Source organism: Paracoccus zhejiangensis (genome assembly GCF_002847445.1).
Lineage (GTDB): Bacteria > Pseudomonadota > Alphaproteobacteria > Rhodobacterales > Rhodobacteraceae > Paracoccus > Paracoccus zhejiangensis.
In genome coordinates, this window is record NZ_CP025430.1 from 1,893,039 (window position 1) to 1,904,862 (window position 11,824).

Below are 11,824 nucleotides of genomic sequence, written 5' to 3' on the forward strand. Positions count from 1 at the left end.
CTCAGAGCTTCTGCCGGATCGCCTCGGCCTTCTTCCCGGCCTCGATCCGTTCGGAGTATCGGTCGACCAGTTGGTCGCGATGCGGCCGGGTCAGGACGGTGAAGCGTATCAGCTCCTCCATCACGTCGACGATCCGGTCATAGAACGGCGAGGGGCGCATTCGCCCCTGCTCGTCGAACTGTTCATGTGCGCGGGCGATCGAGGACTGGTTCGGGATGGTGAACATGCGCATCCAGCGGCCGAGAATGCGCATGTTGCTGACAGCGTTGAAGCTCTGGCTGCCGCCGTTCACCTGCATTAGCGCGAGGCAGCGCCCCTGCGTGGGGCGGACGGCGCCGATGGACAGCGGGATATGGTCGATCTGCGCCTTCATCAGCCCCGACATCTGGCCATGGGTCTCGGGCGTGGACCAGACCATCGCATCCGACCAGACGGCCAGATCGCGCAATTCGCCGATGGCCGGGTGGCCGTCCTTGTGCTGGTCGGGGAAAGGCAGGTCCGAGGGGTCGAAGATCCGTGTCTCGGCCCCCATCAGCCGCAGAAGCCGCGCGGCCTCCTCGGCGGCAAAGCGGGAATAGCTGCGTTCGCGCAGGCTGCCGAACAGCAGCGCCACCTTGACCGGCGGATCGGTCGGCCCCAGCCCCGCCGCAACATCGGGGTTGAACATCGCCCGGTCCAGCGCCGGCAGGTGGTCGGGATCGGGCAGGTTGATCAGCCGCATCAGGTCGTCTGGCTCTGCGGCAGCAGATCGAAGACCCGATCCTTGGGGCGGCACAGCACGGTGCCCATCGGCGCGATCACCAGCGGACGCTCGATCAATTGCGGATGCGACGACAGCACATTCAGCAGCTGCTCGTCGGTCAACCCGGGATCGTCCAGGCCCATCTCGAGATAGAGATCGCCCTTGCGCCGCAGCAGGTCGCGTGGCGTGCCGTCCATCGCGGCCAAGACCGCACGCAATTCATCAGCCGATGGCGGGTCCTTCTGGTAATCCCGCACCACCGGCTCGATGCCGCCGCGCCGCAGTGCCTCCAGCACAAAGCGCGAGGTCGAACATCTCGGATTGTGCCAGATCGTATAGTCGCCCGCCATGACGCCCCCTTTATTGCCCCGAACTTTGCCCCGGAACCCTAGAGGGTCGCCTCGGGGATGGGAAGCGCGGTGGAGTTCTTGATCTCCTCCATCGACAACAGCGCCGTGACATTATGAATCCTGACCTCGGCGATCAGCGACTGGTAGAAGCGGTCATAGGCGCGGGCGTTCCGCACCTGTACTTTCAGGATGTAATCGATGTCCCCGGCAAGGCGATGCGCCTCGATCACCTCGGGCCGCTCGCGCAGCGCCTTCAGGAAGCGCGCGGCCCAGTCTTTCTCGTGTTCGCTGGTGCGGATCAGCACGAAGAAACAGGCCTCCAGCCCCAGCGCCTCGGGGTCCAGAATCGCCACCTGCCGGCGGATCACCCCGGCCTCGCGCAGCTTGCGGATCCGGTTCCAGACAGGCGTTTTCGAGGCCCCCACCCGGTCGGCAATCTGGTCCAGCGACAAGCTGGCGTCCTCTTGCAGCAGGGACAGGATTTTGCGGTCTACCTCGTCCAAACGGACAGGTGTTTGTGCATGTGCAGCATTCTGGGAAGCATGTTCCGACATCTTGGCCCCGCGGGTCGTATCGTCCTTATTTCACAGACCCGTCTGCCAAAATCCAGAACAAAATTCTATATTGGATGCATCCACCGAAAGGGCAGAAAGATGAGCAAAGCCTTCACACCGACGATTGCCAAACCCGGCGTCATCACCGCGAACAATCTGCGCGAAGGCCATAACGTCTGGATGTGCGAGGATGGCTGGACCGCCGATCCCGCGCAGGCGACGATCTTCGAAGACGAGGCGATTGCCGACCTCGCCCTGCTCAAGGCCATCGGTCAGTCCAACATCGTCGTCGGCCCCTATTTGGTCGAGGCCCGTCGCGGCCCCAACGGCCCGGAGCCCACGCATTTCCGCGAGGCCTTCCGCCAGCGCGGCCCGTCGAACTATTTCCACGGCATCCAGGCTGAGAAGAAGGCCGCCAACGAAAATGCCGCCGTCCACGCGCTCGAGGCCAGCCATGTTTGATGCACGCCCCATCGATACCGAATATGTCCGCCACCGCGCCGCGCAGTTCCGCGCGCAGGTGGCGCGGCGCCTTGACGGCTCGCTGACCGAGGACGAGTTTCGGCCGCTGCGGCTGATGAACGGCGTCTATCTGCAGCTTCATGCCTATATGCTGCGAGTGGCCATTCCGTATGGCACGATCAGCCCCGACCAGATGCGCACGCTGGCGCTTCTGGGCAGCAAGTGGGACAAGGGCTACGGCCATTTCACCACCCGGCAGAATATCCAGTTCCACTGGCCGAAGCTGGTCGATATCCCGGATATGCTGGACGCGCTGGCCGCCGTCGGCATGCACGCCATCCAGACCTCGGGCAACACCATCCGCAACACCACCACCGACGTCTTCGCCGGTGCCGCCGCGGACGAGCTGACCGATCCCCGCCCCTATGCCGAGCTGATCCGGCAATGGTCGACCGACCATGGTGAGTACCAATTCCTGCCGCGCAAGTTCAAGATCGCCATCTCGGCCGGCAAGCGCGACCGCGCGCTGGTGACGGCCCATGACATCGGCCTGCGCATCGTCGAGCAGGATGGCAAGCTGGGCTTCCAGGTCTGGGTTGGCGGTGGCCTTGGCCGCACGCCGATGCTGGGCGTGGTAATCCGCGACTTCCTGCCGGAAGAGGACCTGCTGCCCTATCTGGAAGCGATCATCGCCACCTACAACCTCTCCGGCCGCCGCGACAACAAGTACAAGGCCCGGATCAAGATCACCGTGTCCGAGCGCGGCATCGACGTGTTCCGCGCCGAGACCGAAGAGGAATTCATCCGCCGCCGCGCCGCCTTCAAGGGCGTCGACCGCGAGGCGCTGGCCGGCTATCGCGCCCATTTCGCCGCGCCCGAGTTCCGCGTGGCGCCGACCGATGGTTACGAGGCCGCCCGCGCCGCTCGCCCGGCCTTCCGCAGCTGGACCGACACCAACCTGCACGCGCACCGCGCGCCGGGCTATGCCAGCGTCGTCGTCACCCTGAAGGCTCCGGGCGCCACGCCGGGCGATGCAACCTCGGAACAGATGCTGCTGCTGGCCGATCTGGCCGAGAAATACGGCCATGGCGACCTGCGCATCAACCACGACCAGAACGTCGTGCTGGCCCATGTCCATGTCTCGGACCTGCCGGCGATCTATGACGCGCTGCTGCCTGCCGGGCTTGCGACCGCCAATGCCGGCAAGACCAGCGACATCATCGCCTGCCCCGGCATGGATTACTGCACGCTGGCGACCGCCCGCTCGATCCCGATCGCGCAGGACATTGCCGATCATTTCCGCGCCGAGGGTCTCGAAGACGAGATCGGCCAGCTGAAGATCCGCATCTCGGGCTGCATCAACGCCTGCGGCCATCACCATCTGGGCCATATCGGCATCCTCGGGCTGGACCGCGCGGGCGTCGAGAACTACCAGATCACCCTCGGCGGTGACGGCTTCGACATTCCGGCCATCGGCGAGCGTGCCGGCGCGGGCTTCCCCGCCGAAGAGGTGGTGCCTGCCATCGACCGGCTGATGCGCGCCTACCTGGAGCAGCGCGAGAACGCGAACGAACCCTTCATCGACACCTATCGCCGCCTTGGCGTCGCACCGTTCAAGGCCGCGCTCTATCCGGAGAAGGCCGATGCTTGATGGCACGCTTGACAGCCGTGCCGCGCGCCTGAACGACCGGTATCGCCACCACGCGGCGACCGAAGTTCTGCGCCGCGCGGTCAAGGACCCCGAGTTGGGTCGGGTGGCACTGGTCTCGTCCTTCGGGGCGGAATCGGTGGTGCTGCTGCACATGGTCAGCGTCGTTGCCCCCGGCCTGCCGGTCCTCTTCATCGACACGCAGATGCTGTTCCCCGAGACGCTGGCCTATCAGCGCGAGGTGGCGCAGAAGCTGGGGCTGACCAATGTACAGGTGATCCAGGCCTCCGAGGCCGAGATCGCCCGCCATGACCCCGATGGCACGCTGCACCAGTTCAACACCGACGCCTGCTGCGACCTGCGCAAGACCGTTCCGCTGGAAGCCGCGCTCTCGGGCTTTGACGCCTGGATCACCGGGCGCAAGCGTTTCCAGGGCGGCCAGCGGACCGAGCTCGAATTCTTCGAACCCGAGCCCCCCTCGCGCCTGCGCATCAACCCGCTGGCACATTGGCGTTCCAGCGACGTGCAGGATTACATGATCGAGAACAACCTGCCCCGGCATCCGCTGGTGGCCAAGGGCTATCCCTCGATCGGCTGCGCGCCCTGCACCTCGCCGGTGAAACCGGGCGAAGATCCGCGTGCCGGCCGTTGGCGCGGTTCGGAAAAGACCGAATGCGGCATTCACTTCATTGGCGGACGCATGGTGCGTGTACCGCAGGGCGGAAAGGTTCCGGCATGAGCGACAGCGAAACCATCATCGTCCGCGACGACGGGTTTCATCCGCAGGGCGAAGCCGCCGAGGTCACGCTGGCCCCGGACAGTTCGCCCGAGGAGCTGGTGGATCACCTGCATCGCAGCCTGATCGCCATCGATTTCCCGGCCATGACCGACGGGCGCGGCTTTACGCTGGCCCGCCGGCTGCGCGCCCTCGGCTATGAAGGCCGGCTGCGCGCGACGGGCAAGCTGATCGCCGATCAATATGCCATGGCCCGCCGCGTGGGCTTCGACGAGGTCGAGATTCCCGCCGATCTGGCCAAGCGCCAGCCGCAGGAGCAATGGCTGGCCCGCGCCGACTGGCAGGACTGGAACCACCGCGACCGCCTTGCCGGCTGAGCAAACCGCAGGCGGCGGCGGGCTTCCCCCTGCCCCGCGCTTGACCTAAAGACTTCAGGAAGACCGACCATGACGCTGGACCTTACCGTGACCGACGCGACCGCTGCCGCCAAGCCGGCCAAGACCATGCCCGATGCGCAGACCGTGACCGCGGTGCGCCACTGGAACGATCACCTGTTCTCGTTCCGCGTGACCCGTCCGGCCAGCCTGCGCTTCCGCTCGGGCGAGTTCGTCATGATCGGCCTGCCGGGCGACAATGGCAAACCGCTGCTGCGCGCCTATTCCATCGCCTCGCCCAACTGGGATGACGAGCTGGAATTCTATTCGATCAAGGTTCCGGATGGCCCGCTGACGTCGAAGCTGCAGCACATCCAGCCGGGAGACGAGATCATCCTGCGTCCGAAGCCCGTGGGCACGCTGGTTCTCGACGCGCTGTTGCCGGGCAAGCGCATGTGGTTCCTGGCCACGGGCACCGGCATCGCGCCCTTCGCCAGCCTGATGCGCGACCCCGAGACCTATGAGCGCTACGAGCAGGTCATCATGATGCATACCTGCCGCAATGCCGACGAACTGGCCTATGGTCGCGAGCTGGTCGAGAACCTGCGCCACGACCCGCTGCTGGGCGAGCTTTACGGCGAGGAATTTGCCAGCCGCCTGCTCTACTACCCGACCACCACCCGGGAAGAGACGCCCTTCATGGGTCGCATCACCGACAACCTGACCTCGGGCAAGGTCTTCACCGACCTGAACCTGCCGCCCATGTCGATCGAGAACGACCGCGCCATGATCTGCGGCAGCCTTGCCTTCAACGTCGATGTGAAGGCGGTGCTGGAAGGCTTCGGCCTCGCCGAAGGTGCAAACTCGGACCCGAAGCAATTCGTGGTCGAAAAGGCCTTCGTCGGCGACGGCGTCTGAGGCTGATCGAGGGGCGCTGCCTCTCGGACGGGGATATTTCGGTGAAGATGATGAGGGCGCAGCGGTCGACGCGGCGCCCTTTCCCATGACAGCGCGGCTCACGAACAATTGCGCTGTGCGTTTTCCCAGTCTGCCCTCAACGCATGCGGTCCGTCCACGATCTCACGGAACTGTCACGCAGTTGTTGGGAACCGGTCGGTTTGCCGCCTGTTATCAAGGCTGAGGACCGATCAGCCGGAGAGGAGCGCCATGCGCCGGATCATTCATAATACCACAGCCATCGCCGCCACCATCGCGCTGCTGATGCCGCAGCTTGCCTTGGCCGAGATGCGCCTGCCGAATGACCGCGCGTCGAAAGAGGCCGAGAAACGCTCGACCAAGATGCCCAACCTCGCCTCGGCGCTGCAGGATGAACTGGCCGCCGGGCTGACCGTCGACAGCCTGATCTGCGCCAATGGCGACGCCCGGCCCTGTGGCGACAAGGTGCGGCTGATGACCCCGCGCGGCGTCATGGTCGAGGTGGCCGAGGACGACACCATCATCCTCGCGCCGGAGCGGCAGCAGGTGAACGAGGCCGATGCCGAGGGCAAGCTGACCCCGCGCGATGGCGCGCGCGCCGCCGCCAATCCGGTCGGGGCGGAGCCCGTTGTCGCAGAGGCCACCACCGAATCCGTAGCCGGCGCGCTGGCCGAAGCCCTGCGGCAGGCGCAGGGAGATGATGCCACCGAGGCGGCGGTGAAGGCTGCCGAAACATTGCTGCAGGAGGCAGTGCCCAAACCCGAGCAGCGACCGCGGCAACGGTCTGCCGAGTCCGCGAAACCCGCTGTCGCGCTTGACCCGTCCTTGCCGCTGCGTCTCCTGGAGTCCGATCAGGCCCGGCAGCGGTATGACGAAATGCCGCGCCTCGCACGGGTGCTGAGAGCCGAGATCGGGCAGGGTCTGACTCTGGGCGACCTGTCGTGCCAGAATGGGGATGCCCTGCCATGCCCCAAGGGTGTGACTATGGTGACCCCGCGCGGCATCGCGGTCGCCGTCAATACCGAAACCGGTAACGTCGCCCTAAGGCAGCTCTCGCAGCAGACTAACACCGTCACCGCGGAAGGCGATGTCTTGCCGCGTGCGCCCGAATCCGACACCATCGCGACCGCCGCAGCCAAAGAGGCAGCTGCCGCCGCCACCTCTCCGGTGGCGGCGGCGCTGGAGGCGGCCATGGGTCAGGGGCACATGGTCGAAGAGGAAAAGGTGACCGAAGAGAATACCCGCTCTTCCGCCGAGGATTTCGAGGCCAGCCTTCGCGCGGCCCTGCAGCAGGCCGCCACCGGCGAGGCCCCGCAGCGCAATGCCGCCGCCGAGAACGAAGATGACAACGACCTTGCCAAGGCGCTGATCCTTGGCCTTGGGGCCGTGGCCGTGGGTTCGATGCTGAACAACAACCGTCAGGTGGCACTGGCGACGCCCGACCGCGTGGTCGTCGAGCGCGCTGATGGCAGCCAGGAGGTGATCAAGGACGAGGTCGCCTTGCTGCGCCAGCCCGGCAGCACCGTGGCCACCGAGAATTTCGATGACGGCTCGTCCCGCACCATCGTGACCCGCGAGGATGGCAGCAAGGTGGTGACGATCCGCGACACCGACCTGCGCGTGCTTCGTCGCACGCTGATTGCAGCCGATGGCAAGTCCACCATGCTGATCGACGACACCGCCGATGTGAAGCCCGTGGACGTGGCCAGCCTGCCCGAACCCGCGCCGGTCCAGACCACCACCGGCACGCTGTCCGAGGACGAGCTGCGCGCCGCCCTTCAGCGCGAATCGGATATCGACCGCCGCTTTACCCTTGGCCAGATCCGCAACATCCCCGAGGTGCGCGCGCTTGTCGCTCCGGTGAACATCGATGCCATTACCTTCGACACCGGCTCGGCCGCGATCAACCCCAACCAGGCGCAGCAGCTGGCCTCGCTTGGCCGGGTGATCCAGGATGCCGTCGCCAAGAATCCGCGCGAAGTCTTCATGATCGAGGGCCACACCGACACCGTGGGCGCCGGCGCGATGAATCTGGCACTGTCGGACCGCCGGGCGGAATCGGTGGCGCTGGCGCTGTCGGAATATTTCGACGTGCCGCCAGAGAACATGGTGGTGCAGGGCTATGGCGAGCAGTTCCTGAAGGTCCGCGCCGAGGGCGATATCCGCGCCAATCGCCGCGCGTCGGTCCGCCGGATCACCGACCTGCTGCAGACCGCGCAGGCGAACTGAGCCTATCGCCACTGACCCGAACGAGAAAGGCCGCAGCAGATGCTGCGGCCTTTTTCCGTTCCGGGGCTGCGCGACTTACAGGAAGCGCGGAAACTCGATTTTCGGGCAGCGGTCCTGCACCACGCTCACGCCACGGCGACGAGCCTGCGCGGCGGCGGCATCATCGTAGACGCCAAGCTGGGTCCAGATCACCTTGAGACGCGGCAGGTGAGTCAAGGCCTGATCGACGATCGGGCCCACGGCATCCGAACGGCGGAAGATGTCGACCATGTCGATCCCGGCATCCTCGGGGATCGAGGCAAGGTCGGGATAGACCACCTCGTCCAGAATGGTATGGCCGGCATGGCCCGGATTCACCGGGATCACCCGGATGCCCTGCGACTGCAGGTAACGGGCCACACCCCAGCTGGGACGGTCCTGATTCGGCGACAGGCCCACCATGGCCACCACACGGGTTTTGCGCGCAATCTCAGCGATTTCGCGGTCAAGCAGATCAGCTTCGTCGATGCTCTCGGCCAAACTTTGTGACATGGCATTCCCTCATCCAAAGGTTGCGCCAGCCTTGCATATAAAAGGCGCCCGGTCCAGAGATCTGGCCGGGCGCAAGTCGCGGAACGAGGGACAGTGATCCGAACATGACCGTTCCGGGGTCACGTTCTACAGTGATAAATGGGTGACGGCGGCAAAAAGTTCCAGAGGCGTCGCGAATTCGTGATTGCAGCAGCCTATTGCAGCGAGGCCCAGACCTTGCGTGCCTCCATCAGAATCGACCGAGGGTCCTGCATGAAGCTGCGCTGGTTGTCGTCCGAGCCCAACAGATAGACCCGCTGCCCGACGATGACGAAATGGCGCGGATCGCCCGGAATGCTGCGCCCGCGCGACAGCGCCACCGGGCAGAGCCCGTTCAGCCCCGGCGCATAGCTGCGCGGATCGGCCTCGAACATCGCCCGGTTCTCGACGGTCGCGAAATGCCAGACCATGCCCTGCCACAGCGTCGAGATGTCATTGCGCCCCGGCACCGCCCGACCCTCGGCCTGGTAGCCGACGGGATCAAAGCCTCCCAGTGCCCAGTCCTGTGCATGGACGGGCGCGATCGGGGTCAGCAGGGTGAACAGGGTGAAGAGCAGGGTTTTCATGGCAGGATCTGGCAGCGGAACCTGACAAATCTGGCAGTCGCGCCGCCGATTCTCAATGTGCTCGCGCAACTTGTCGCGCTGATGTGACCTTAAGGCCGCGTTGCTGCATAAAGCGCAACAGCCGCGGCGTTCGAGACGTTCAGCGATCCGAAATCGGCGGCGAAGGGAATCCGCACGATATGGTCACACAGCTCCATCGTCCGCGACCGCATCCCCGGCCCTTCTGCGCCCAGCACAACGCAGATCGCCCGGCCCGGCAGGTCCGCCAGCAGATCGGGCAGCGTCGCGGTCCCGGTGCCATCGAGACCGATCAGGATGAAGCCCATCTCCTTCAGCGAGATCAGCGCATCGGCGAGGTTCGGCACCCGCAGGTAGGGCTGACGCTCCAGCGCGCCCGAGGCGGTCTTGGCCAGGGCGCCGGTCTCGGGGGCCGAATGCCGCGCTGGCGCGATGACCGCGCGGGCACCGAAGACCTCGGCCGTGCGTAAGACCGCGCCGATATTGTGCGGGTCGGTCACCCGGTCGAGCGCCACCACCAGCGGCCGCACCTCGCCCGGTGCCGCGCGTAAAGCTGCCTCGCTGAGGCTGCCCCATTTCAGCGGCTTCACCTCCAGCGCCGCGCCCTGGTGGACGCTTTCGCCGGCCAGCGGCACGGCCTTGTCGAAGACCCGCGGATCGGTGATCTCGGGCTCGATCCCGTGCAGATCGCCAAGCCGGTCCCGAGCATTGGGGGTAATGACAAGCCGCAGCTTCTCGCGCGCCGGATTGGCCAGCGCATCGCGCACCGCATGCAGGCCGAACAGCCAGACCGTCTCGGCCGCCGAGGCGCGCCGGGCGCGCTCCTTGTCGATCACCCAGGTGGGTTTCTTGGCTTTTCCGGGCTTCTCGGCCATCTGGCATTCCTTTCGCGTCCGGTCCTCATTGCGCGGAAGCCCCGCCGCGCGCAAGTCCCCGCGCAAGTCCTCTGACGGCTTGCGCAGATTCTGCCCGGAAATCCGCTTGACGCCCCCCCGCACGCCAGCTAATCACCCGCACACGCCGAAAGCGACGGCGGGCGACGAGCTGCAAGGTGCGGCAGCGGACTGTAACTCCGCCGGGGAGACCCATGCCTGGTTCGATTCCAGGGTCGCCCACCACTTCCCCTAATATCATTCACCCCGTGCGGCCCTGCCATGCAAGTCCGCATGGTTCATTCTGACGGCAAATGGACGAGCCGATGGCCTGGCGTTGCACCCATCGGCAGAACGGTCGCCAGCTATGGGGCTCATCCCTCACGCCCTCGACCCGAGGACGACAGCTCCTCGCACATGGCTATCGTCGCGCCTTTCCTTCCAGCCAAGTCCGCCGCGACGGAAACCTAACCTGACACTCCGGGCCCCGCGCGATGACGGAGCAATGACGCAAGCCGAGGATAATGGCGCTATCCCGCACGGTTCTGCGGGACTCATCATCCAAGCTGCCAAGGAAGGAAGCGTCATGAAAATCGAACTGTCTGCCCTCGCGGCCCTGCTTGCCATCGCCGCATCCGGCCCTGCCATCGCACAAGAACGTTGGGTCTATGTCCACAATCAAGGTGATCTCGCGATCTACACGGTCCAGATCTCTCATATCGACACGCCGTGGCCCGGACCTGATCTGCTCGGGCCGACCACCATCATCCAACCCGGGTCATATGCGTTTGTCGAGCCGCGGAATCACCAAGATTACTGCCGCTTCGACGTCGTGATCGGCTATGAGAACGGGCAGGATGTGACACTCTGGGACCTGAATCTCTGCGAGCTTGCCGACATCTATGTGAGCGAGTCCGGCGCGACGCAGGTGTCGTATTGAGCACCAAGCGGGTCAGCCCAAAGGCTGTCCCGCACAAGGCACCAGCCCAAGTTCGGCATGGCGGATCAGCCGATCGCGCATCGTCCGGAGCGGGGTGAGTTTAGGCGGAACCTTATCCTGCGTTTCGGATGTCGTTTTCGCAGTCCTGCGGGGTGAACTGGTCGAGAAGCGATCCGCTCTTTCGTAAGTCGGCTTCCTTGGTGCGTTCGGCGGCTTTGCCGAGCAGATGCTTGAGCTTGGCAATGACCTGCTCGATCGGGTTGAGGTCGGGCGAGTAGGCGGGGAGGCGGGGAGGAAGAATAGCCTCGCGCCTGCCGCGCGGATCGCCCGGCGGATGACAGAAGCCTTGTGACTGCCGAGGTTGTCGAGAATTATGCGGCTACCCACAGAGCTTCACCCGCTCACAGCCCAGCCCCAGGTCGTCAATCAACTCCCGCACATCATCGGTCTGCGTCTCGCGGTTCGCCGGGTCGCAGAGATAGGCCATGTGCCCGCCCATATAGGAAGCCATCGGTGCCTGCCAGTCAGGCGAGGTGTCGACCATCTGCTCGGCGGTATAGAGCAGGTAGTCGACATAGGCCGCATAGCCGGTCATCTGCGGGCCATCCGTCAGCGCACAGTAATCGGCTGCGGCCAGTTCGGGCTTCTGCACCGTCAGGTTCAGGAATTCCCGATAGATCTCGCGGGCGGTCTGGTCGCGCTGGATGCGGTCGGCCTGCGCCACCTGGTAGGGGATGACCACCAGCGCGGTCAGGGCGGCAAAGGCGGTGGCCAGCGCCCCTACCGCCTGCAGGGGTTCGGCATGGCGGATCAGCCAGTCGCGCATG

Annotated in this window: 14 protein-coding genes and 1 tRNA gene; 8 read left to right on the top strand and 7 right to left on the bottom strand. The window is 65.4% G+C overall.

Annotated elements, in window-relative coordinates:
• Position 1: 1 nt before the first annotated feature.
• From arsH to CX676_RS09180, 3 genes are read right to left on the bottom strand one after another with little or no spacing between them, the layout of a single operon-like run.
• Positions 2-721: an arsenical resistance protein ArsH gene (gene arsH / locus CX676_RS09170; RefSeq protein ID WP_157935891.1), complete on the bottom strand. Its 720-nt coding sequence runs from the start codon at positions 719-721 to the stop codon at positions 2-4.
• Complete coding sequence (gene arsC / locus CX676_RS09175) at positions 721-1,092, bottom strand: arsenate reductase (glutaredoxin) (protein WP_101752347.1); 372 nt, start codon at positions 1,090-1,092, stop codon at positions 721-723. Before arsC ends, arsH begins: the two co-directional genes overlap by 1 nt.
• Before the next feature lie 38 nt (positions 1,093-1,130).
• Positions 1,131-1,646: an Lrp/AsnC family transcriptional regulator gene (locus tag CX676_RS09180; protein ID WP_101752348.1), complete on the bottom strand. Its 516-nt coding sequence runs from the start codon at positions 1,644-1,646 to the stop codon at positions 1,131-1,133.
• 99 nt (positions 1,647-1,745) lie between these two features.
• Between CX676_RS09180 and CX676_RS09185 the strand changes: the two genes are divergently transcribed.
• From CX676_RS09185 to CX676_RS09210, 6 genes are all read left to right on the top strand, one after another.
• A complete protein-coding gene (locus tag CX676_RS09185; protein WP_101752349.1) occupies positions 1,746-2,108 on the top strand; it encodes a DUF2849 domain-containing protein in 363 nt (120 codons plus the stop codon).
• Positions 2,101-3,759, top strand: coding sequence for a nitrite/sulfite reductase (locus CX676_RS09190; protein ID WP_101752350.1), 1,659 nt, complete (start codon positions 2,101-2,103; stop codon positions 3,757-3,759). Before CX676_RS09185 ends, CX676_RS09190 begins: the two co-directional genes overlap by 8 nt.
• Positions 3,752-4,495, top strand: a complete 744-nt coding sequence (locus CX676_RS09195; RefSeq protein ID WP_101752351.1) for a phosphoadenylyl-sulfate reductase — start codon at positions 3,752-3,754, stop codon at positions 4,493-4,495. Before CX676_RS09190 ends, CX676_RS09195 begins: the two co-directional genes overlap by 8 nt.
• Positions 4,492-4,869: a DUF934 domain-containing protein gene (locus tag CX676_RS09200; protein WP_101752352.1), complete on the top strand. Its 378-nt coding sequence runs from the start codon at positions 4,492-4,494 to the stop codon at positions 4,867-4,869. The genes CX676_RS09195 and CX676_RS09200 overlap by 4 nt, the downstream gene beginning before the upstream one ends.
• A gap of 69 nt (positions 4,870-4,938) precedes the next feature.
• Positions 4,939-5,784, top strand: coding sequence for a ferredoxin--NADP reductase (locus tag CX676_RS09205; RefSeq protein WP_101752353.1), 846 nt, complete (start codon positions 4,939-4,941; stop codon positions 5,782-5,784).
• Positions 5,785-6,033: 249 nt separating this feature from the next.
• Positions 6,034-8,031: an OmpA family protein gene (locus CX676_RS09210; protein WP_101752354.1), complete on the top strand. Its 1,998-nt coding sequence runs from the start codon at positions 6,034-6,036 to the stop codon at positions 8,029-8,031.
• A 75-nt stretch (positions 8,032-8,106) separates the two neighbouring features.
• Here CX676_RS09210 and CX676_RS09215 read toward each other — a convergent pair whose 3' ends face one another.
• The 3 genes from CX676_RS09215 to CX676_RS09225 all read right to left on the bottom strand — a co-directional run bounded on the left by CX676_RS09215 (position 8,107) and on the right by CX676_RS09225 (position 10,060).
• Positions 8,107-8,562, bottom strand: a complete 456-nt coding sequence (locus CX676_RS09215; protein ID WP_101752355.1) for a CoA-binding protein — start codon at positions 8,560-8,562, stop codon at positions 8,107-8,109.
• Between the two features lie 194 nt (positions 8,563-8,756).
• Entirely contained in the window at positions 8,757-9,167 is a 411-nt protein-coding gene (locus tag CX676_RS09220) for a YHS domain-containing (seleno)protein (protein ID WP_101752356.1), read from the bottom strand.
• A gap of 89 nt (positions 9,168-9,256) precedes the next feature.
• The gene (locus CX676_RS09225) at positions 9,257-10,060 is read right to left on the bottom strand and encodes a TrmH family RNA methyltransferase (RefSeq protein ID WP_101754235.1); all 804 of its coding nucleotides are present in this window, start codon (positions 10,058-10,060) and stop codon (positions 9,257-9,259) included.
• A 159-nt stretch (positions 10,061-10,219) separates the two neighbouring features.
• On the opposite strand from CX676_RS09225, the gene CX676_RS22535 reads away from it, so the two are divergent.
• Positions 10,220-10,303, top strand: a tRNA-Tyr gene (locus CX676_RS22535).
• Between the two features lie 340 nt (positions 10,304-10,643).
• Positions 10,644-10,997, top strand: coding sequence for a hypothetical protein (locus CX676_RS09230; RefSeq protein ID WP_101752357.1), 354 nt, complete (start codon positions 10,644-10,646; stop codon positions 10,995-10,997).
• 379 nt (positions 10,998-11,376) lie between these two features.
• Here CX676_RS09230 and CX676_RS09240 read toward each other — a convergent pair whose 3' ends face one another.
• The gene (locus CX676_RS09240) at positions 11,377-11,823 is read right to left on the bottom strand and encodes a hypothetical protein (protein ID WP_198590310.1); all 447 of its coding nucleotides are present in this window, start codon (positions 11,821-11,823) and stop codon (positions 11,377-11,379) included.
• Position 11,824: the final 1 nt, after the last annotated feature.